Source organism: Streptomyces sp. NPDC007929 (genome assembly GCF_042959065.1).
Lineage (GTDB): Bacteria > Actinomycetota > Actinomycetes > Streptomycetales > Streptomycetaceae > Streptomyces.
In genome coordinates this window covers 119785-139808 of record NZ_JBIBKD010000012.1, presented here as the reverse complement: position 1 = coordinate 139808, position 20024 = coordinate 119785, and the positions used below count along the sequence as shown (strand labels likewise).

The following is a 20024-nucleotide window of genomic DNA, read 5'->3' as shown; positions in this document are numbered from 1 at the left end:
GTCTTCACCGCGCAGTCACGCCAGGCGCCCTGGACCACTCAGTCGTGCCAAGAGCCCTGCACCGCTCAGTCGTGCCAGGCGCCGAAGTCCTCCAGGAGGCGCTGGAGGGGCTCGAAGACACCGGGGGTGCCCGCCACCGCCAGATCGCCCGAGGGGCGCTCTCCGGGGCGCCCACCGGTCAGCGCGCCCGCCTCCCGGGCGATGAGGTCCCCCGCGGCCAGGTCCCAGGGGTGCAGGCCGCGCTCGTAGTAGCCGTCGAGGCGGCCCGCGGCCACGTCGCACAGGTCGACCGCGGCCGAGCCGCCGCGCCGGATGTCGCGCAGCAGCGGGATCAGCCGCCGCGCCACCTCCGCCTGGTGGGCGCGGACGTCGGCGACGTAGTTGAAGCCCGTCGAGACCAGCGCGTGGTCCAGCTGCGGCGCGGGCCGGCAGGCCAGGGCGCGCTCGCCGTCCCAGGCGCCGGTGGCCCAGGCGCCCCGGCCGCGCACGGCGTGGAAGGTCTCGCCGCGCATCGGGGCCGCGACGACCCCGACGACGGTCTCGCCGTCCTGCTCGGCGGCGATGGAGACGGCCCAGGTGGGCAGCCCGTACAGGTAGTTCACGGTGCCGTCGAGCGGGTCGATCACCCAGCGCACACCGCTCGTGCCCTCGGTGGCGGCGCCCTCCTCGCCGAGGAAGCCGTCGTCCGGGCGGCGCTCGGCGATCAGGCCCGTGATCAGCTTCTCCGCCGCGATGTCCATCTCGGTGACGACGTCGATGGGACTGGACTTGGTCGCGGCGACCGCGAGGTCGGCCGGACGCCCGTCCCGCAGCAGCGACCCGGCGCGGCGAGCCGCCTCCCGGGCGAGTTCGAGCAGGTCCGTGTGCAGGGGGTCGGTCACGGGGCTCCTCACGCGTAGGTGCTGTCGGCGCCCGCGGCGGCGGGCCGGGGGGCGCGGGCCGGGCAGCAGCCGACCGGACACAGGTTGCGGCTCGCTCCGAGGGCGCCGAGAGCGCACGGCGTGACGTCCTGCCCGCGCTCGGCGGCGGCCCGCTCGGTGACGAGCTCGCGGATCGCGGCGGCGAACCTCGGGTCGGCGCCGACGGTGGCGGAGCGCCGCATCGGCAACCCGAGCTCCTCGGCCCGGGCCTTGGCCTCCGTGTCGAGGTCGTAGAGGACCTCCATGTGGTCGGAGACGAAGCCGATGGGGGCGATGACGACGGCCGGGACACCGGCCGCGTGCCGCTCGTCGAGGTGGTCGCAGATGTCGGGCTCCAGCCACGGGATGTGCGGGGCGCCGGAGCGGGACTGGTAGACGAGCTGCCAGGGGTGGTCGACGCCGGTGCGCTCCCGCACGGCGTCGGCGATCTGCCGGGCCACGTCCAGGTGCTGCTTCACGTACGCGCCGCCGTCGCCGTGCTCCTCGACCGGGCCGGAGGTGTCGGCGGAGGCCGTCGGGATCGAGTGCGTGGAGAAGGCGAGGTGCGCCCCGTCCCGGACGTCCTCGGGAAGCTCGGCGAGGGACCGCAGCACCCCGTCGATCATGGGCTCCAGGAAGCCCGGGTGGTTGAAGTAGTGCCGCAGCTTGTCGACCTTCGGCAGGTCCAGGCCTTCCGCCGCCAGGGCCGCGAGCGCGTCGGCGAGGTTCTCGCGGTACTGGCGGCAGCCCGAGTACGAGGCGTAGGCGCTGGTGGCGAGGACCAGGATGCGGCGGCGGCCGTCGCGGACCATCTCGCGCAGCGTGTCCGTCAGGTACGGCGCCCAGTTGCGGTTGCCCCAGTAGACCGGCAGGTCCAGGCCGTGCTCGGCGAAGTCCTTGCGCAGGGCGTCCAGCAGGGCGCGGTTCTGGTCGTTGATCGGACTGACGCCGCCGAAGAGGAAGTAGTGCTGCCCGACCTCCTTGAGGCGTTCCTTGGGGATGCCGCGCCCACGCGTCACGTTCTCCAGGAACGGAACCACGTCGTCCGGGCCTTCCGGGCCACCGAACGAGAGCAGGAGCAGGGCGTCGTAGGGGCTGACATCGCGCGCGTCTGGCATGCCTCGATCCTGCCACCCTGCACTGACAGCCGGGGAACGGCGGGGTGGCACTCGCGCGGTCGGCAGGGCTGACGGACGCGGCGGGGATGCTCCGAACGGGTGCGTCCACGGCGGCCCGGGCCGTAAGCTGTGTCGACTGCGTTCGCAGCTTACTGAGCCTTCGGAGACCCCGTGCCCAGCCCCTATCGCGCCCTGTTCGCAGCCCCCGGCTCCAAGGGTTTCTCCGCTGCGGGCTTCCTCGGCCGGATCCCGGTGTCGATGATGGGCATCGGCGTGATCACGATGATCTCCCAGCTGACGGGGAGATACGGCCTGGCCGGGGCCCTGTCAGCCACCATCGCGCTGTCCGCCGCCGTGGCCGGACCGCAGGTCTCACGCCTGGCCGACCAGTTCGGACAGCGGCGCGCGCTGCGCCCGGCGACACTGATCTCGCTGGCCGCCGCGGCCCTGCTGCTGTGTGCGGCACACTACGGGTGGCCGGACTGGGTGCTGTTCGTGGCGTGCGTGGGCATCGGCTGCGTGCCGAGCGTCGGCGCGATGATCCGGGCCCGCTGGGCGGCTCTGTACCGGGGGACGCCGCAGCTGCACACCGCGTACTCCTTCGAGTCCGTGGTGGACGAGGTGTGCTTCATCTTCGGGCCGATCATCTCCATCGGCCTGTCCACGGCATGGTTCCCGGAAGCCGGTCCGCTGCTCGCCGCCTGCTTCCTGGCCGTCGGCGTGTTCTGGCTGACCGCGCAGCGCGCCACCGAGCCCGTGCCGCACCCGCGCGAGCGGAAGGGCGGCGGCGGCAGCGCGCTGCGGGCGCCGGGGCTCCAGGTCCTGGTGGCCACCTTCGTCGCCACCGGCGCGATCTTCGGGGCCGTCGACGTGGTCACCGTGGCGTTCGCCGACGAGGAGGGGCACAAGGCCGCGGCCAGCATCGTCCTGGCGGTGTACGCGGCGGGCTCCTGTGTGGCGGGCATGGTGTTCGGGCTGCTGCACTTCGGCGGGGCGCCGGAACGACGGTGGCTGCTGGGCGTCTGTGCCATGGCCGTGAGTATGATCCCCCTCCTACTGGTCGGAAACTTGCCGTTTCTGGCCGTGGCGCTGTTCGTTGCGGGTCTGTCCATCGCTCCCACGATGATCACGACGATGTCCCTCATCGAAGAGCACGTACCACGCGCGCAGCTCACCGAAGGCATGACCTGGGTGAGTACCGGGCTCACGGCGGGAGTCGCGGTCGGCTCCTCCACGGCCGGCTGGGTGATCGACGCGGCCGGGGCGCGTGCGGGGTACGGGGTTCCGGCGGTGGCCGGTGCCGTCGCGGTCGCGGTGGGTTTCCTCGGGTTCCGCCGGCTCAAGCGACCGGCACCGGGTCGGGGAGGCTCCGTTGAGCAGCACAGCGAACGGAAAGAACGGCACGTGGCGTAACTGGGGCGGGAACGTCTCGGCGCGTCCCGCCCGGGAGGTCACCCCTGCCTCGGTCGACGAACTGGCCGCCGCGGTGCGGCGGGCCGCCGAGGACGGGCTCAAGGTGAAGGCCGTCGGTGCCGGGCACTCCTTCACGTCCATAGCCGCGACCGACGGCGTATTGATCCGCCCTCAACTGTTGACCGGCATCCGTGACATCGACCGCGAGAACATGACGGTCACGGTGGAGGCCGGCACCCCGCTCAAGAGACTCAACGTGGCTCTCGCCCGCGAGGGGCTGTCGCTCACGAACATGGGCGACATCATGGAGCAGACGGTCTCGGGAGCCACCAGCACCGGCACCCACGGCACCGGCCGCGACTCGGCCTCGATCGCCGCCCAGATCAAGGGTCTGGAGCTGGTCACGGCCGACGGCTCGGTCCTGAACTGCTCCGAGAAGGAGAACCCGGAGGTCTTCGCCGCCGCCCGCATCGGCCTCGGCGCCCTGGGCATCGTCACCGCGATCACCTTCGCCGTCGAGCCGCTCTTCCTGCTCACGGCCCGCGAGGAGCCGATGCCGTTCGACAAGGTCCTCTCCGACTTCGAACAACTCTGGGCCGAGAACGAGCACTTCGAGTTCTACTGGTTCCCGCACACCGGCAGCACCAACACCAAGCGCAACAACCGCAGCGCGGGCCCCGAGAAGCCCGTGCCGCAGCTCAAGAGCTGGATCGAGGACGAGTTCCTCTCCAACGGCGTCTTCCAGGTGGCCAACTGGGTCGGCCGCGCGGTGCCCGCCACGATCCCCGCCATCGCCCAGATCTCCAGCAAGGCCCTGTCCGCGCGCACGTACACGGACATCCCCTACAAGGTCTTCACGTCCCCGCGCCGGGTGCGCTTCGTGGAGATGGAGTACGCCGTTCCGCGCGCGGCCGTCGTCGGGGCGCTGCGCGAGCTGAAGGCGATGGTCGACCGCTCCGGCCTCAGGGTCAGCTTCCCCGTCGAGGTGCGCACCGCCCCGGCCGACGACATCGCGCTGTCCACCGCCTCCGGCCGGGACAGCGCGTACATCGCCGTCCACATGTTCCAGGGCACGCCCTTCCAGCGGTACTTCACGGCCGCCGAGCGCATCTTCACCGCGCATGAGGGCCGCCCGCACTGGGGCAAGATCCACACACGGGACGCCGAGTACTTCTCCCGGGTGTATCCGCGCTTCGGCGAGTTCACGGCGCTGCGGGACCGTCTCGATCCTGATCGGCGGTTCCAGAACGACTACGTGCGGAGGGTTCTGGGGGCGTAGAGGGTGCACCGGGGGTGGTGCTCCCGGTGTCCTCACTCCCGGTGGCGCTCGGGGTCGGGCTCGGGCTCGGCGTCGTAGCGCCGCCCTCGCCGGTGGGGGGTGCGGGGGTGGCGCCCTGAGGTGCGCCGGTGCCGGACGGGTCCGCCGTGGGAGCCTCGCCGGTGCCGGTGCCGTCGGGGGTGCCGATGCCGTCGGGGGTGCCGGTGCCGGACTCCCCGTTCGTGCCCGAGCCGCCCGCGTCACCCGGGTCCGGCGTGGAGTCGCCGCGGGAGAACGCGTCGCCGACCGTGGTGTCGCGGCCGCCGCTGAGGTTGTGGCCCGAGGCCAGCTCGTAGGTGGTGATTCCGGCCATCGTCACGCCGAAGACGACCGCCGCCGCGAGCACGGGCCGCTTCCAGCTCCTGGTCCGCGCCCGGTACACGGTGCCCTCGGTGAACTCGCCGGGCCCCGGCGGGGCTTGCCCGGCCGCGGGCCTTGCGGCCACCGCCGTCACGTCCCTGATCTGCTCGCCGGTGCGCTTGAAGAAGTGCTGGAAGAGGCTGCCGCCGCAGGTGGCGACCACACTGACGACACCGGCGCCCAGGATCGTGCCGTACACCCCGAAGTACGAGGCCAGCTTGGCCGCCAGGACCGCCGCCACGGCACCGCCCGCGACCTGGGGCACGTTCAGGTCGATCCGCCTGCTCTTCTCCGTCGCTCGCTCGCTCGACTCGTCGACGCCGTCGGACCTTTCACGCATCCCCGGACCTTGCCTGCCTTTCCCGTACACGGTCGTTCATCTGCACAAGAAGGGGACGTGCGGCCGTAACCCTTAGTTCCGATTCAGGTGATTACGTGAAGTTCCCCACGTTCAAGATCGCGGAATGGGGGCAGGGGCGGCCAAGTCCCACCCCTTGCGAGAAGTTGGGCGGCGCGCCAATCCACGCACGTGGCCCGAATGGAGTACTGTTGCGAGCCCTGGGTCCGGTCTCCCGTGAGGGTGTACAGGGCCTTTAAGGACCGCCGGGAGGGGGCTAGTTGCACAGGGTGACAGGGTTCGTCACTTAGCGTTGCGAATAGGTAACCGTGCCATAACGGCGATCCAGGGCCCGCGCCCGACACGCCGGGCAACTCGGCAAGGTTGTGGCAGGCTGCACCCGGGCAGGCCACACTCGACTAGCGGAAGCAGCGACGCACGTGACGTCGGCAGGCACCACCCGGGAGGTCCCCATGCCCGAACTGCGTGTCGTGGCCGTCTCGAATGACGGCACACGGCTGGTGCTGAAGGCTGCCGACTCTACGGAGTACACGCTTCCGATCGACGAACGCCTGCGCGCCGCCGTGCGCGGCGACCGTCCCCGTCTCGGCCAGATCGAGATCGAGGTCGAAAGCCACCTCCGCCCCCGCGACATCCAGGCACGTATACGTGCGGGCGCGACCGCGGAAGAGGTCGCGCAGATGGCCGGCATCCCCGTCGACCGGGTGCGCCGCTTCGAGGGCCCCGTGCTCGCCGAGCGCGCCTTCATGGCCGAGCGGGCCCGCAAGACCCCGGTCCGCCGCCCCGGCGAGAACTCCGGTCCACCCCTGGGCGAGGCCGTGCAGGAGCGGCTGCTGCTGCGCGGCGCCGACAAGGACACCGTCCAGTGGGACTCGTGGCGCCGCGACGACGGCACCTGGGAGGTCCTGCTCGTCTACCGCGTCGCGGGCGAACCGCACGCGGCGAGCTGGACGTACGACCCGCCCCGGCGGCTCGTCCAGGCCGTCGACGACGAGGCGCGCTCCCTGATCGGCGAGTCCGACGACCTGGCCGCTCCCGAGCCCAGCTTCCCGTTCGTCCCCCGGATCGCCCGGCTGCCGCGCGACAGGCCGCTGGACCGCCCCGAGCGCGAGCGGCCCGGCCTGCCCGCGCAGGCGTCCGAACCGATCGAGGAGACCACGGGCGAGCGCGACTCGCTGACCAGCCTGCTGGAGGCGGTGCCGAGCTTCCGCGGCGACCTGGTCGTTCCGGAACTCCCCCCGGCGGAGCCCGAGGAGGAGCCCGTCGTCGCGGAGGTCGAGGAGGAGGAGCCCCCGGCTCCCGCGGCCTCCGCCGGTTCCGCCTACGCGGACGTCCTCATGCCGCGCTCCGTGGGCAGCCACCGCGACCGGCTCATCGGTGCCACCGACCGCCAGGCCGAGGCGGACGGGGTGCGTCCGGGCCGCCGGGCGGCCGTGCCGAGCTGGGACGAGATCGTCTTCGGGACGCGGCGCAAGAAGCAGGAGTAGCCGAGTCGGCTGCCGAAGGACGAGGGCCGCGCTGTCCGGGCGCGGCCCTCTCTTCGTATCAGGCGTACCGTGTCGGACTCTCCGCGTCAGGCTCTTCAGGTCACCGCGGGTCCGGGCCGACCGCCACCGGCCGGTCCGGGTCCGAGGACCACTCCGACCAGGACCCCACGTACAGCTCCGCCGGAATGCCGGCGGCCGCCAGCGCCAGGACCTCGTGGGCGGCGGAGACCCCCGAACCGCAGTACACGCCGACCCGCGTTCCCTCGGTCACGCCAAGTCCCTCGAACCGCGCCCGCAGTTCAGCGGCCGGCCGGAGACGCCCGTCGGCCGTCACGTTCTCCGTCGTGGGCGCCGACACCGCACCCGGGATGTGCCCCGCCACCGGGTCGATCGGCTCCACCTCGCCCCGGTACCGCTCCCCGGCCCGCGCGTCCAGCAGCACCCCGGACCGCGCCAGCGCCGCGGCGGCGTCCGCGTCGAGCAGCCCCGCCCCCGGCTCGGGCACGAAGTCGCCCTCCTTCACATCCGGCGCGGACGTGTCCAACGGCCCCTCCCAGGACGGCAACCCGCCGTCGAGGACACGCACGTCCGAGTGACCCGTCCAGCGCAGCAGCCACCACGCCCGGGCCGCCGCCCACCCCTGGCCGCCGTCGTAGACGACCACCGGTGTCCCGGCCGACACGCCCGCCCGGCGCATCGCGGCGCCGAAGTGCGCGAGATCGGGCAGCGGATGCCGGCCGCCCTTGCCCGGCGCGGAGGCCAACTCCCGGTCCAGGTCGACGTATACGGCCCCCGGGAGATGCCCCGCCTCGTACGCGGCGCGGCCGTCGAAGGGCGGCTCCCCGGCCGCCTTGGCGGCGGTGAGCTGCCAGCGGATGTCGAGCAGGACCGGCGGCCGGTCGCCCGCGAGATCCCTGACGAGGTCGGATGCGGAGATGATGGCGTTCATGGCCCCCATCCTCGCGCACGGGGGTGGCCGAGCCGTCCGTGTCCGGCTACTCTGCTCGGCCGGAGCGAAGCGATCACGCGGCGTACGGGAACAAGCACATGCTGTACAGCTGAACGACACATGCCGACAAGCGCGCCGCGAGGGACGAGGCCCGCACATCGGGCGTTCTCCCGGACAAGGGACGCCCCACAGGGCCACCCCGCCAAGGCTGCGGAGAGCACGGCCACCGCGAGGCCGAGAAGAGAGTGACGATGACCGACGCACGGGGGTCCGCCGGCCCGAACGGTGACACACCCGCTCGGCACGCGCCCGGCGCGCCCTGCTGGGTGAGCCTGATGGTGCACGGCCTGGACGCGACCGAGGAGTTCTACGGAGCGCTGTTCGGCTGGGAGTTCCAGCCGGGGCCCCAGCAGCTCGGCCCGTATGTGCGCGCCCTGCTCGACGGGCGGGAGGTGGCCGGCATCGGACGGCTGCCCCCGGACCGCCATCTGCCCATCGCGTGGACGCCCTACTTCGCGTCGGAGGACGTGGATCTCACCGCCGGGACGGTACGCAGCCGCGGCGGCACGATCGGCGTGGGCCCGCTGGACGCGGCGGACGCCGGCCGCCTCGCGATCGGCTCCGACCCCTCGGGGGCGGTGTTCGGCATCTGGCAGGCCGCCACGCACCTCGGCACCGCCGTCTCGGACGTGCCCGGCACGCCCGCCTGGAACGAGCTGCTGACCTTCGAGTCGGCGAGTGTCGCCAAGTTCTACCGGATGGTGTTCGGCTACGAGGAGGAGCCGGTGGTCTCCGCCGACTTCGACTACGTGACCCTGCACCTGGGCGGCGAACCCGTCGCCGGCATCCACGGGCTGGGGCAGGCCCTGCCCCGCGACCGGGGGCCGCACTGGGTCACGTACTTTCAGGTCGCCGACGTCGACGACGCGCTGGACCATCTCGTCCACCTGGGCGGCCAGGCACTGAAGCCGGTGCACGACACCCCCCACGGACGGGTCGCGTGCGTGGCGGACCCGGAAGGGGCGCGGTTCGCGCTGCTGCAGCGGCCGAGTTGAGGGCCGGCTGCGGGAAGCGGGGAGTCAGGCGGACGTCACCGGCAGCACGTCCGGGGACAGGGCCGCCGCGCGGGACGTCGCCGCGGTCATCCGGCGGCGGTGGTGGCGGCGGCACAGGACCTCGTACCCGACCTCGTCGGCGGAGTGGGTCACGTCGCCGACGACCACCTGGGCGCCCTCGACGACCATCACCCCGCCTATCGTGCGGGCGTTGTGCGTGGCACGGGCTCCGCACCAGCACAGGGCCTCGACCTGAAGGACCTCGACCCGGTCGGCCAGCTCCACCAGCCGCTGCGAGCCGGGGAACAGCTTGGAGCGGAAGTCGGTCGTGATACCGAAGGCGTAGACGTCGAGGCTCAGGTCGTCGACCACGCGCGCCAGTTGGTCGATCTGCTCCGGCGCGAGGAACTGCGCCTCGTCGGCGATCACGTAGTCAGCGCGGCCGCCCTGCGAGAGGTGGTCGACGAGGTGGCCGTAGAGGTCCTGCCCGTCGCCGACCTCCACGGCGTCCGTCACCAGGCCGAGGCGGGAGGACAGCTTGCCCTCGCCGGCGCGGTCGTCGCGCGAGAAGATCATGCCCTGCAGGCCGCGCGCCGAGCGGTTGTGCTCGATCTGGAGAGCCAGCGTCGACTTCCCGCAGTCCATCGTTCCGCAGAAGAACACCAGCTCGGGCATGTGGAGTTGAGCACCTTTCGGCGTGGGAGGACGGGGTGGGAGGACGGGTGGGACCGGGGTGAGGCTCAGGGCGGGGCTGTTTCAGGAGCGTACTTCGAGCAGGGGGACCAGCTGCTCGGCGGGGGTCATCGAACCGTGGTTGCCGACCATCGCCGACTCCTTCGGCTCCCGCTCGGAGGCGATGAGCAGGACGTCGTCCCGCGCTGCGGCGACCACGTCACCGATCCTGCCGTACACCCGTTCGTCGATCCGCGGGCCGAACCAGCCCGCCGCGATGGCCTCGTCGCGTGAGGCCACCCAGAACTGCTCGCCGAGCACCTCGCGCCAGCACGTCAGGACGTCGTTCGCCGCGCCGGGCACCGCGTAGACGTGGCGGGCACGGCCCTCGCCGCCGAGCAGGGCGACCCCGGCGCTCAGCTCCCAGTCCTCGTCGAAGTCGATGCGGTGCTGCTCGTCGAAGGGCACGTCGATCATGCCGTGGTCGGCGGTGACGTAGAGCGCGCTGCGCGGCGGCAGCTGCTCGGCCAGACGCTGGACCAGGCGGTCGGCGTACATGAGCTGGCCGCGCCAGGCGTCGGAGTCGACGCCGAAGCGGTGGCCGGCGCCGTCGACCTCGGCGAAGTACGTGTACACCAGGGAGCGGTCGCCCGCGGCCAGTTGCTCGGCCGCGAGGTCGACGCGGTCCTCGCCGGACAGCCGCCCGAGGAACGTTCCGCCACTGAGCGCGACCTTGGTCAGCGGGGTGTTCTCGAAGGTGGGGGACGACACCTGCGCCGCGTGCACCCCGGCCGCGTGCGCCAGCTGGAAGACCGTGGGGTACGGCTGCCAGGGGCCGGGCGGGCTCCAGGGCTGCCAGCGCAGCTGGTTCATCAGCTCGCCGGTGTCGGGGTTGCGGACGGTGTAGCCGGGCAGGCCGTGCGCGCCGGGGGGCAGGCCGGTGCCGACGGAGGCCAGCGAGGTGGCCGTGGTCGCCGGGTAGCCGGCGGTGAGCGGACGCCCGGTGCCGCCGCGTGAGGTGGCGAGCAGGGACGTCATGAAGGGCGCGTCCTCGGGATGCGCCCTCAGCTGCTCCCAGCCGAGCCCGTCGATCAGGAACACGCAGTTGCGGTCGGTGGGGGTCAGCTCGGTGATCGTGGCGCTCATCTCCGGCACTCCCAGGCCGGCGGCCAGGGTGGGCAGGAGGTCGGCGAGCGATCCGCTGCCGTACTCGGGGACGGGCGCGGAGGTGACGGTGAGCGGTTCGGGGTGGTCGTCCCAGGCCGTCTTGGGCTGTGCCATCAGCGGGTCGTGTCCGCGGTCGCCTCGGAGAGGGACTGGGCGAAGGCGAGCGCCTCGCGCACGGTCTCCGGTCCGTCCCCGGCCTCGCTGACGCGCAGGCTGAGGTCGTCCGCCGTCGAGTTGCCGGTGTAGCCGTGGTCCGCCTCGCAGTTGGGGTCGCCGCACGCGGCCGGCTCCAGGTCGATACGGGAGACGGCGCCCCAGCCGATCGTGAGGACGACCTCGCGGGGCAGGGTGCCCGGCTTGTACGACTCGGGGTTGGCGACCACGCGGCTGACCACGACCGAGGAGATGCGGCCGATCTTCACGGACTCCGTCGACGTGGTGGCGTACGGCGTCGGGGAGGTGCTGTCGGCGGCCTGCTCGTCGGTGTGGCTGACGATGAAGCGGTTGTCGGTGAGGACGAGCACCGTCACATGCCGCCGTACCTCGTTCTGGTCGAACGTCGTCTCCTGGTGGACCAGGTACGACCGGATGGGCTCGCCGCCCACGGCGGCCTCCACCGCCTCGGCCACGAGGGCCGGGTAGTAGCCGCTGCGCTCGATCGCCGCCCGCAGCCCCTGGGTCGTCGTACTGGTCTTGGCCATGACGCCCATCCTACGGGGGACCACTGACTGCGAGGGACAGCTCGCCCCCTGTCAGTACGCGGGGAGGGTCCGCGGGCCGAGGTCGTCGCGGGCGGGCGGGTGCGCGAGGCGCACGGAGGCGCCGAGGACGCTCAGGCCGTGCGCGGCGACGACCACCGGTTCCAGGGTGACCGCGACGACCTCGGGGTGATCGTCCACCAGCCGGGACACCCGCAGCAGCAGCTCCTCCAGGGCGCGGGTGTCGGCCGGTGCGGAGCCGCGCCAGCCGAACAGCAGCGGGGCGGTGCGGATCGAGCGCACCAGCGAGTGCGCCTCCCGGTCCGTGACCGGGATCAGCCGGTGCGCGGTGTCCCCGAGCAGCTGTGAGGCGGCCCCGGCGAGCCCGAAGGAGAGCACGGCTCCGGCCGCGGGGTCGATGACGGCGCGTACGACGACGTCCACGCCGCGTGGCGCCATCCGCTGCACCACCGGCCGCAGCTCCTCCGGCGCGCCGAACAGCTCGGTCAACTCGGCGTACGAGCGGCGCAGTTGCTCCTCGTCCGCGAGGTCGAGGCGGACGCCGCCCAGGTCGGCACGGTGTCTGAGGTGCGGGGCGGTGGCCTTGAGGGCGACGGGGTAGCCGAGGTCGCGGGCGGCCTCGGCGGCGGCGTCGGGGGTCGGGGCGGGCAGCGCGCGGTGGACCTGGACGCCGTAGTGACCGAGGAGGTCACACGTCTCGTCCGTGCCGAGGGTGAGCCCCTGGCCGCGCGCGAGGAGGCCGTCGATCAGCGCGGCGGCGCCCTTCTCGTTGATGTCCTCGTACTCGGGCACCTTGCCGGGCTCGGCGGCGTCGCGCCGCCATTGCGCGTAGGCCACGGCCTGGCCGAGGGCGCGGACGGCGCGCTCGGCGGCGGGGTAGGCGGGGATGAGGTGGGCGCCTTCGGGGGCTTCGGTGGTGGGGAGTCGTTCCGCGGCGAGCACCGGAGTTGGGATGGTTTGCGGCGGGTTGTCCGACCCGGCCTGCGGTGCCGTGCTCGCCGCCGCCGACAGGGCCTCCGCCAGGCCGCCGAGCTCCACGTGGACCACGAGGACCGGCTTCGCCGGGGCCGCCGCCGAGGCCGAGCGCAGGGCCTGCGCCAGGGCCGCGTCGCCGACCGAGCCCTCCCCCACCGCCGGTATGGCGGTGACGACGACGGCGTCGCACCGGTCGTCGGCCAGGGCCCGGGACAGGGCGGTGTGGAAGTCGGCCGCCGAGGCCGCGGTGGTCAGGTCCTGCGGGGGGTGCGGTCGCAGCCCCTCGGCGAGGCACGCGTCGTAGGTGAGCAGGCCGAGCGACTCCGAGTTGCCCAGGATCGCCACCCTGGGACCGCCGGGCAGGGGCTGACGGGCGAGCAGCAGGCCCGCGTCGACCAGCTCGGTGATCGTGTCGACGCGGATGACCCCGGCCTGCCGCAGCAGCGCCGAGACGGTCGCATGCGGCAGCCGGGTCGCCCGGACGGCGTGCCCCTGGGGAGCGGCGCCGTGCCGTGCGCCCTGGACCACGACCAGGGGCTTGGCGGCGGCGGTGCGGCGGGCGAGGCGGGTGAACTTGCGGGGGTTGCCGATGGACTCCAGGTACATGAGGACGACATCGGTGTCGGGGTCCTCGTACCAGTACTGCAGGACGTCGTTGCCGGAGACGTCGGCGCGGTTGCCGGAGGAGACGAAGGTGGAGACACCGGTCACGCCCGTGACACCGCCGCCGCGCCGGTGCAGCCGGGACAGCAGGGCGATGCCGATGGCGCCGGACTGGGCGAACAGCCCGATGCGGCCGGGACGCGGCACCTCGGGGGCGAGGGAGGCGTTCAGCCGGACCCGGGGCGAGGTGTTGATGATGCCGAAGGCGTTCGGGCCGATGATCCGCATGCCGTACGTACGCGCGTGCCGTACGAGTGCGCGCTGGCGTTCGCGCCCCTCGGGGCCGCTCTCGGCGTACCCGGCGGAGACGACGACCAGCCCCTGCACGCCGTGCTCGCCGCACTCGGTGACGACCTCGGGGACGTGCTCGGCCGGTACGGCGACGACCGCGAGGTCGACCGGGCCGTCGATGTCGCGCACCGAGCGATGGGCGGGCACCCCGTCGAGCTCCTTCTGCCCCTCCGGGAGGGCCTTGTTCACGGCGTGGAGGCGGCCGGTGTACCCGGCGTCCCGGATGTTGCCGAGGACGCTGCGGCCCACGCCGCCCGGGCTGCGGCCGACCCCGATGACGGCGACCGAGCCGGGGGCGAGCAGCCGCTGCACCGAGCGGGCCTCGGCACGGTGCTCGCGCGCGTACTGCACGGCCAGGGAGCGGTCGGTGGGTTCGAGGTCGAACTCCAGACGGACGACGCCGTCCTCGAAGCTGCGCTTCTGGGTGTATCCGGCGTCCGTGAACACCTTGATCATCTTGGTGTTGGCGGGCAGCACCTCGGCGGCGAAGCGGCGGATGCCGCGCTCGCGGGCGACGGCGCCGATGTGTTCGAGCAGGGCGGAGGCGACCCCGCGGCCCTGGTGGGCGTCCTGCACGAGGAAGGCGACCTCGGCCTCGTCGGCGGGCGCCGACGCGGGCGTTCCGTCCGCGCCGATCCGGTCGTAGCGTACGGTGGCGATGAACTCGCCGCCGACCGTGGCCGCGAGTCCCACCCGGTCCACAAAGTCGTGGTGCGTGAAGCGGTGGACGTCCTTGGCGGACAGGCGAGGGTACGGCGCGAAGAAGCGGTAGTACTTCGACTCGTCGGAGACCTGCTCGTAGAAGCTGACCAGACGATCGGCGTCATCGACGGTGATGGGCCGGATGCGCGCGGTGCCTCCGTCGCGCAGCACCACGTCGGCTTCCCAGTGGGCGGGATACTCGTGCCGGTCCGGCGAGGTCTGCATGGGCCCCAGAGTACGGCTAGCGTCCGACAGCGGACGCGAGGCAGTCTGTGGAGGGCGTCAGTCGGGTCGAGGCCGCGATCCGACGGCACCCCGGGGCGGTTCTTCGAGGACCGCTCCGGCACAGCTTCACGATATGGGAAACTGGTCTAGACAACCCTGAACACCGAAGGGCAGCAACACATGGCTGAGCGCCGCGTCAACGTCGGCTGGGCCGAGGGCCTCCACGCCCGCCCCGCTTCCATCTTTGTCCGAGCCGCCACGGCCGCAGGCGTCCCGGTGACGATCGCCAAGGCTGACGGCAACCCCGTCAACGCGGCCTCCATGCTGGCCGTCCTGGGCCTCGGCGCCCAGGGGGGCGAGGAGATCGTCCTCGCCTCCGACGCCGAGGGCGCGGACGCCGCCCTGGACCGGCTCGCCAAGCTGGTCTCCGAGGGTCTCGAGGAACTGCCCGAGACCGTCTGACCCACCGAGCGCCCGATTCGGCGCACAGCGAGGGGCTCGCCCATATGCACGGGGCGGGCCCTTCGCCATTCCCTGTCGGCGAGGGCAACCCGCCACAATTCCCCATCGGCACGGCGCGGAATTCCAAGAATCCAGGCAGCAGAAATAGCCCCCCGGAATTGACTGCTCTTTGTATACAGCCACCGTGTTAATGTCGCGGGCTCGCCGTGTTTACGGGATGTTGCGAGTTCCTCACACGCTCGGCGCGCTCCCGGGCGGAGGCGAACCGCAGGCGGTACGCGCCCTTCGCGCGCTCGGCGTGCAGCGCCGTGACCGCCCGCGCGCGCTCGCCGTCACCGCGCGCCACCGCGTCCACGATCGCGCCGTGCTCGGTCCAGGATTCCACCGGGCTGACCGGCGCCTCCACGGCGTACATCCAGGCGATCTTGTGGCGGAGCTGGGTGAGCATCGAGGTCAGCGCCGGACTGCCGGAGGCCTGCGCGAGCGTCTCGTGGAACCAGCCGCCCAAAGAGCGCAGGTCGTCGCTGTCGCCCCGGCGGGCCCGCTCCTGGCCCAGCCGGACCAGGCCGCGCAGGACCTTCAGATGCGCCTCGGTGCGGCGCTGGGCGGCCCGGGCCGCGCCGAGCGGCTCCAGCAGCAGGCGCATCTCCAGCAGGTCGCCGGCCTCCTGCTCGGTGGGCTCCGCCACACACGCGCCCGCGTGCCGGCGGGTCACCACGAAACCCTCGGCCTCGAGCGTGCGCAGCGCCTCCCGGACCGGCACCCTCGAGACGCCGTAGCGGCGGGCGAGGAGTTCCTCGGTGAGCCGGCTGCCACGCGCGTGGACCCCCGCGACGATGTCGTCCCGGATGGCCGTGCACACCGAGTGCGCGGGAATACGCATGACCGACCTCCGCTTAATCCCCGTGAAACGCCGACGAGCGGCGTGCGTTCCGTGACTCTATTGCAATCGGCCGGAATTTCCGACGGCAGGCGGCAATCCATGGATATTTTTTGGACAGCGGGCGGCCGTAAACGCCGAAAGCCCCGGCTTGAACAGCCGGGGCTTTCGGGGGGAACGGAGACGTTCCGGTCAGATACCCACGCCGTGGGAGCGGAGGTAGGCGACCGGGTCGATGTCCGAGCCGTACTCGGGGCTGGTGCGGGCCTCGAAGTGCAGGTGCGGGCCGGTGACGTTGCCGGTCGCACCGGACAGGGCGATCTGCTGGCCCGGGGTGACCCGCTGGCCCACCGAGACGCTGATGGAGGACAGGTGGCCGTACTGGGTGTACGTCCCGTCCGTCATCTTGATGACGACCTGGTTGCCGTAGGAGCCGCCCCAGCCGGCCTCGACGACCTCGCCCGAGCCGACCGCGTGCACGGAGGTGCCGCTGGCGGCGTGGAAGTCGACACCGGTGTGGCTGCCGGAGGACCACAGGCCGCTGCTGGCCTGGTAGCTGGTGGAGACGTACGAACCGGAGATCGGGGAGACGAAGGTGTTCAGGCGCTTGCGCTCGGCCTCACGGGCGGCTCGCTCCTTGGCCGCACGGGCCTTCTCGGCCGCCTCCTTGGCCCGCTCGGCCATCTCGGCGGCCTGCTTGCGGGCGGCCTCCTCGGCCTTCTGCTTGGCGGCGGCCTCATCGGCGGCGTGCTGCTGCGCGAGGGCCTGGGCGTCGATCTGCTGGGCCGCGGTGTCCCCCATGGTGACGACCGGGGTGAGGCCGGTCTGCTCGACGCTGGGTTCTGCGGCGAAGGCGGCGGGGGCCGCCACGGTGCCGATCACGCCGGTGGTGGCGAGGGCCGCGACGCCCGCCGCGCGGGCGGTGGAGCGCTGCATCCTGCTGGGACGACGGTGCTTCCCGGTGGCGCGAGTGAACGCCATGTAGTGGCTGGTCCTTTCCTTCCCTCTCGCCTACCGGGTTAGCTGACGGGTTCGGAGCAGGAAGGTCTCCTACGGACTCCCTCGCGGCTCGCGCGGGCGCCCGATTCACCCCAGGGACTGCGATGGGTCCCCGGCTCCCCTGGCTCGCGCCGTACGGGGACTCGGCGATGACTGTCCGGTGCCGCGGGTGCGGCGCACTGCCTGACGAACAGCCCGGACGACGCTAAGCGGCGCCACTTTCAATTCCCAAACGAATCCCGGCTTTTGTAGCGCATCCCACAGGCCAGACAGGCAACTCCCATCCCAATTCGGGCATAAAGGGGCCCTGGCGCCTTTGACGACAACCAGGGCCCCCGCGCGCGTGGCGACGTGTACCGCTACTCGGCGGCGACGACGGTGACTTCGCCGATGCCGAGGGCCTCGACCGGCGCCTTGATCTGCGCCGCGTCACCGACGAGGACGGTCACCAGACGGTCCACCGGGAAGGCGCTCACGGCCGCCGCGGTGGCCTCCACGGTGCCGGTCGCGGCGAGCTGCCGGTACAGCGTGGCCTGGTAGTCGTCGGGCAGGTGCTGCTCGACCTGGTCGGCCAGCGTGCTCGCGACGGCCGCCGCCGTCTCGTACTTCAGCGGCGCCACACCCACCAGGTTCTGCACGGCGACGTCCCGCTCGGCGTCGGTCAGCCCCTCGGCGGCGAGGGTGCGCAACACCGTCCACAGGTCCTCCAGGGCCGGGCCGGTGTTGGGGGTGTCGACGGAACCGCTGATGGCGAGCATCGCGGCACCCGTGCCGTCCGGGGCGGACCTGAGGACCTGGCCGAACGCCCGTACGCCGTAGGTGTAGCCCTTCTCCTCGCGCAGGACGCGGTCCAGGCGGGAGGTGAGGGTGCCGCCGAGGCAGTACGTGCCCAGCACCTGCGCGGGCCACACGCGGTCGTGCCGGTCCGGCCCGATCCGGCCGATCAGCAGCTGCGTCTGGACGGCGCCGGGGCGGTCCACGATGACGACCCGGCCGGTGTCGTCGGCGGTGACCGGCGGCACGGGACGCGGCTGGGCCGAGGATCCCGTCCAGGCGCCCAGGGTGTCCCCGAGCAGGGCGTCCAGGTCGATGCCGGTGAGGTCGCCGACCACCACGACGGTGGCCGTGGCGGGGCGGACGTGCTTCTCGTAGAAGGCCCGTACGGCCGCGGAGTCGATCGCGGCGACCGTCTCCTCGCTGCCCTGCCGGGGCCGCGACATGCGCGAGTCCGCCGGGAACAGCTCCTTGGAGAGCTCCTTGGCGCCGCGGCGGGAGGGGTTGGCCAGCTCGTGCGGGATCTCGTCGAGGCGGTTGTTGACCAGCCGCTCGACCTCGCTGTCGGCGAACGCGGGCGCCCTGAGGGCGTCGGCGATCAGGCCCAGGCCCTTGGTGAGCCGGGAGGCGGGCACCTCCAGGCTGAGCCGGACGCCGGGGTGGTCGGCGTGCGCGTCGAGGGTGGCGCCGGCGCGCTCCAGCTCCGCGGCGAAGTCCTCGGCGGAGTGCTTGTCGGTGCCCTCGGAGAAGGCCCGGGCCATGATCGTGGCCACACCGTCGAGTCCGGCCGGCTCCGCGTCCAGGGGGGCGTCCAGCAGCACCTCGACCGCGACGACCTGCTGGCCGGGGCGGTGGCAGCGCAGCACCGTCAGGCCGTTGTCGAGCGTGCCGCGCTCGGGGGCTGGGAAGGCCCACGGCCGGGCGTCGCCCGCCTGCGGCCGGGGGTGGAAGTCCATCGTGGCGAGCTCGGTCACTTGGCCGCCTCCTCGTTCTCGTCGGTGGCCGCGGCTGCGGTGGCGTCGGTGGTGGCGTCCTCGGCGGGCTCGTCGGCGACGGGCTCGTAGACGAGCACCGCGCGGTTGTCGGGCCGCAGGCGGGCCTTGGCGACCTCCTGGACCTCCTCCGCCGTGATCTCCAGCACGCGCTGGACGGCGGTCAGGGCGAGCTGCGGGTCACCGAAGAGCACGGCGTACCGGCACAGTTCGTCGGCGCGGCCCGCGACGGTGCCGAGCCGGTCCAGCCACTCGCGCTCCAACTGGGCCTGGGCGCGCTCCATCTCCTCGGGCGTGGGGCCCTCCTCGGCGAACCGGGCGAGCTCCTCGTCGATGGCGCTCTCGATGACCGGGACCTCCACGTCACCGGACGTCTTCACGTCCAGCCACCCCAGGGAGGGCGCACCGGCGAGCCGCAGCAGCCCGAAGCCGGCCGCCACGGCCGTACGGTCGCGGCGCACGAGCCGGTTGTAGAGGCGGGAGGACTCGCCGCCGCCGAGGACGGTGAGAGCCAGGTCGGCCGCGTCGCACGCGCGCGTGCCGTCGTGCGGGAGCCGGTAGGCGGCCATCAGGGCGCGGGCCGGGACGTCCTCCTCGACGACCTCGCGCAGCTGCTCGCCGATGGTCTCCGGCAGCGACCCGTCGCGCGGGGCGGGCTTGCCGTCGTGACCGGGGATGGAGCCGAAGTACTTCTCGACCCAGGCGAGCGTCTGCTCCGGGTCGATGTCGCCGACCACGGAGAGCACGGCGTTGTTCGGCGCGTAGTAGGTGCGGAAGAACGCGCGCGCGTCCTCCAGGGTCGCCGCGTCCAGATCGGCCATCGAGCCGATCGGGGTGTGGTGGTAGGGGTGGCCCTCCGGGTAGGCGAGGGCGGTCAGCTTCTCGAAGGCGGTGCCGTAGGGGACGTTGTCGTAGCGCTGGCGGCGCTCGTTCTTGACGACGTCCCGCTGGTTCTCCATCGACTCGTCGTCGAGGGCGGCCAGCAGCGAGCCCATGCGGTCGGCCTCCAGCCAGAGCGCGAGCTCCAGCTCGTGGGCGGGCATGGTCTCGAAGTAGTTGGTCCGCTCGAAGCTGGTCGTGCCGTTCAGCGAGCCACCCGCGCCCTGGACGAGCTCGAAGTGACCGTTGCCCTTGACCTGCGCGGATCCCTGGAACATGAGGTGCTCGAAAAGGTGAGCCAGGCCGGTACGCCCCTTGACTTCGTGGCGTGAGCCGACGTCGTACCAGAGGCACACCGCCGCGACCGGGGTCAGGTGGTCCTCGGAGAGCACCACGCGCAGGCCGTTGGCCAGGCGGTGCTCGGTCGCTGTCAGGCCCCCGGAGCCTGCCTGGGCTGTGGCCGTGTGACCCATGGGCATGTACGTCCCTTCGATCGCTGAGCGGTTGTTCAGACCGCGGATTCCTGCCGGTCCTGCCACTGTATGCAAGCGCGCGAAGCCCTGGTGAAGTTCCCGGTGGCGACCTCGGTCCTCGGACGGGGACACCGCTTGCCCCCGGGTCCTGGTCCCGCTTGTCAGTGCGGCGGTCCACAATGGTCCGCGTCAGA

Annotated in this window: 17 protein-coding genes and 1 riboswitch; of the genes, 5 read left to right on the top strand and 12 right to left on the bottom strand. The window is 72.6% G+C overall.

Annotated features, from left to right (window positions below):
* Positions 1-65: 65 nt before the first annotated feature.
* Together ACFZDE_RS33425 and ACFZDE_RS33420 are read right to left on the bottom strand one after the other, a co-directional pair.
* Positions 66-881: an inositol monophosphatase family protein gene (locus ACFZDE_RS33425; RefSeq protein ID WP_390994681.1), complete on the bottom strand. Its 816-nt coding sequence runs from the start codon at positions 879-881 to the stop codon at positions 66-68.
* 8 nt (positions 882-889) lie between these two features.
* Positions 890-2017 (bottom strand): ferrochelatase, encoded by a 1128-nt coding sequence (locus ACFZDE_RS33420; protein WP_391206443.1) that lies wholly within the window; start codon positions 2015-2017, stop codon positions 890-892.
* Positions 2018-2188: 171 nt separating this feature from the next.
* Here ACFZDE_RS33420 and ACFZDE_RS33415 point away from each other — a divergent pair, with 171 nt between their 5' ends.
* Together ACFZDE_RS33415 and ACFZDE_RS33410 are read left to right on the top strand one after the other, a co-directional pair.
* Positions 2189-3430, top strand: coding sequence for an MFS transporter (locus ACFZDE_RS33415; protein ID WP_390994686.1), 1242 nt, complete (start codon positions 2189-2191; stop codon positions 3428-3430).
* Entirely contained in the window at positions 3390-4709 is a 1320-nt protein-coding gene (locus ACFZDE_RS33410; protein WP_390994688.1) for a D-arabinono-1,4-lactone oxidase, read from the top strand. The genes ACFZDE_RS33415 and ACFZDE_RS33410 overlap by 41 nt, the downstream gene beginning before the upstream one ends.
* On the opposite strand, the gene ACFZDE_RS33405 is transcribed toward ACFZDE_RS33410, so the two are convergent.
* Entirely contained in the window at positions 4633-5448 is an 816-nt protein-coding gene (locus ACFZDE_RS33405) for a hypothetical protein (RefSeq protein ID WP_391206440.1), read from the bottom strand. The genes ACFZDE_RS33410 and ACFZDE_RS33405 overlap by 77 nt on opposite strands.
* A 470-nt stretch (positions 5449-5918) precedes the next feature.
* On the opposite strand from ACFZDE_RS33405, the gene sepH reads away from it, so the two are divergent.
* Positions 5919-6953 carry a septation protein SepH gene (gene sepH, locus ACFZDE_RS33400; RefSeq protein WP_391206437.1) on the top strand — a complete coding sequence of 345 codons (1035 nt, stop codon included), beginning with the start codon at positions 5919-5921 and terminating at the stop codon, positions 6951-6953.
* 100 nt (positions 6954-7053) lie between these two features.
* On the opposite strand, the gene ACFZDE_RS33395 is transcribed toward sepH, so the two are convergent.
* Complete coding sequence (locus ACFZDE_RS33395) at positions 7054-7902, bottom strand: rhodanese-like domain-containing protein (RefSeq protein WP_391206433.1); 849 nt, start codon at positions 7900-7902, stop codon at positions 7054-7056.
* A 251-nt stretch (positions 7903-8153) separates the two neighbouring features.
* On the opposite strand from ACFZDE_RS33395, the gene ACFZDE_RS33390 reads away from it, so the two are divergent.
* Positions 8154-8957, top strand: coding sequence for a VOC family protein (locus ACFZDE_RS33390; RefSeq protein WP_391206430.1), 804 nt, complete (start codon positions 8154-8156; stop codon positions 8955-8957).
* Between the two features lie 24 nt (positions 8958-8981).
* Here ACFZDE_RS33390 and ACFZDE_RS33385 read toward each other — a convergent pair whose 3' ends face one another.
* From ACFZDE_RS33385 to ACFZDE_RS33370, 4 genes are all read right to left on the bottom strand, one after another.
* Entirely contained in the window at positions 8982-9632 is a 651-nt protein-coding gene (locus ACFZDE_RS33385) for a thymidine kinase (protein ID WP_358566892.1), read from the bottom strand.
* An 81-nt stretch (positions 9633-9713) separates the two neighbouring features.
* On the bottom strand, positions 9714-10910 hold the full coding sequence (locus tag ACFZDE_RS33380) for an alkaline phosphatase family protein (RefSeq protein WP_390994701.1): 1197 nt from the start codon (positions 10908-10910) through the stop codon (positions 9714-9716).
* A complete protein-coding gene (locus ACFZDE_RS33375; RefSeq protein ID WP_189592852.1) occupies positions 10910-11497 on the bottom strand; it encodes a DUF5998 family protein in 588 nt (195 codons plus the stop codon). The genes ACFZDE_RS33380 and ACFZDE_RS33375 overlap by 1 nt, the downstream gene beginning before the upstream one ends.
* Positions 11498-11548: 51 nt before the next feature.
* Positions 11549-14371, bottom strand: a complete 2823-nt coding sequence (locus ACFZDE_RS33370; protein ID WP_391206425.1) for a GNAT family N-acetyltransferase — start codon at positions 14369-14371, stop codon at positions 11549-11551.
* Between the two features lie 180 nt (positions 14372-14551).
* Here ACFZDE_RS33370 and ACFZDE_RS33365 point away from each other — a divergent pair, with 180 nt between their 5' ends.
* Positions 14552-14833 carry an HPr family phosphocarrier protein gene (locus ACFZDE_RS33365; RefSeq protein ID WP_003993478.1) on the top strand — a complete coding sequence of 94 codons (282 nt, stop codon included), beginning with the start codon at positions 14552-14554 and terminating at the stop codon, positions 14831-14833.
* Positions 14834-15020: 187 nt separating this feature from the next.
* On the opposite strand, the gene ACFZDE_RS33360 is transcribed toward ACFZDE_RS33365, so the two are convergent.
* The 4 genes from ACFZDE_RS33360 to ACFZDE_RS33345 form a co-directional block, all read right to left on the bottom strand.
* Positions 15021-15716 carry an FCD domain-containing protein gene (locus ACFZDE_RS33360; protein WP_391206422.1) on the bottom strand — a complete coding sequence of 232 codons (696 nt, stop codon included), beginning with the start codon at positions 15714-15716 and terminating at the stop codon, positions 15021-15023.
* Positions 15717-15905: 189 nt separating this feature from the next.
* Positions 15906-16694, bottom strand: a complete 789-nt coding sequence (locus ACFZDE_RS33355; RefSeq protein WP_390994711.1) for a peptidoglycan DD-metalloendopeptidase family protein — start codon at positions 16692-16694, stop codon at positions 15906-15908.
* A gap of 12 nt (positions 16695-16706) precedes the next feature.
* A riboswitch (cyclic di-AMP (ydaO/yuaA leader) is annotated at positions 16707-16871 on the bottom strand.
* Positions 16872-17071: 200 nt separating this feature from the next.
* Positions 17072-18460, bottom strand: a complete 1389-nt coding sequence (locus ACFZDE_RS33350; RefSeq protein ID WP_390994714.1) for an insulinase family protein — start codon at positions 18458-18460, stop codon at positions 17072-17074.
* Positions 18457-19836, bottom strand: a complete 1380-nt coding sequence (locus ACFZDE_RS33345) for an insulinase family protein (RefSeq protein WP_390994717.1) — start codon at positions 19834-19836, stop codon at positions 18457-18459. Before ACFZDE_RS33345 ends, ACFZDE_RS33350 begins: the two co-directional genes overlap by 4 nt.
* Between the last annotated feature and the right edge of the window lie 188 nt (positions 19837-20024).

What these genes read in the sequence shown, in the direction of transcription:
- sepH (WP_391206437.1), top strand. Translation starts at nt 5,919, where the DNA reads ATGCCCGAACTGCGTGTCGTGGCCGTCTCGAATGACGGCACACGGCTG.
- ACFZDE_RS33345 (WP_390994717.1), bottom strand. Translation starts at nt 19,836, where the DNA reads ATGCCCATGGGTCACACGGCCACAGCCCAGGCAGGCTCCGGGGGCCTG.
- ACFZDE_RS33370 (WP_391206425.1), bottom strand. Translation starts at nt 14,371, where the DNA reads ATGCAGACCTCGCCGGACCGGCACGAGTATCCCGCCCACTGGGAAGCC.
- ACFZDE_RS33375 (WP_189592852.1), bottom strand. Translation starts at nt 11,497, where the DNA reads ATGGCCAAGACCAGTACGACGACCCAGGGGCTGCGGGCGGCGATCGAG.
- ACFZDE_RS33365 (WP_003993478.1), top strand. Translation starts at nt 14,552, where the DNA reads ATGGCTGAGCGCCGCGTCAACGTCGGCTGGGCCGAGGGCCTCCACGCC.
- ACFZDE_RS33395 (WP_391206433.1), bottom strand. Translation starts at nt 7,902, where the DNA reads ATGAACGCCATCATCTCCGCATCCGACCTCGTCAGGGATCTCGCGGGC.
- ACFZDE_RS33420 (WP_391206443.1), bottom strand. Translation starts at nt 2,017, where the DNA reads ATGCCAGACGCGCGCGATGTCAGCCCCTACGACGCCCTGCTCCTGCTC.
- ACFZDE_RS33380 (WP_390994701.1), bottom strand. Translation starts at nt 10,910, where the DNA reads ATGGCACAGCCCAAGACGGCCTGGGACGACCACCCCGAACCGCTCACC.
- ACFZDE_RS33355 (WP_390994711.1), bottom strand. Translation starts at nt 16,694, where the DNA reads ATGGCGTTCACTCGCGCCACCGGGAAGCACCGTCGTCCCAGCAGGATG.
- ACFZDE_RS33390 (WP_391206430.1), top strand. Translation starts at nt 8,154, where the DNA reads ATGACCGACGCACGGGGGTCCGCCGGCCCGAACGGTGACACACCCGCT.
- ACFZDE_RS33385 (WP_358566892.1), bottom strand. Translation starts at nt 9,632, where the DNA reads ATGCCCGAGCTGGTGTTCTTCTGCGGAACGATGGACTGCGGGAAGTCG.
- ACFZDE_RS33360 (WP_391206422.1), bottom strand. Translation starts at nt 15,716, where the DNA reads ATGCGTATTCCCGCGCACTCGGTGTGCACGGCCATCCGGGACGACATC.
- ACFZDE_RS33405 (WP_391206440.1), bottom strand. Translation starts at nt 5,448, where the DNA reads ATGCGTGAAAGGTCCGACGGCGTCGACGAGTCGAGCGAGCGAGCGACG.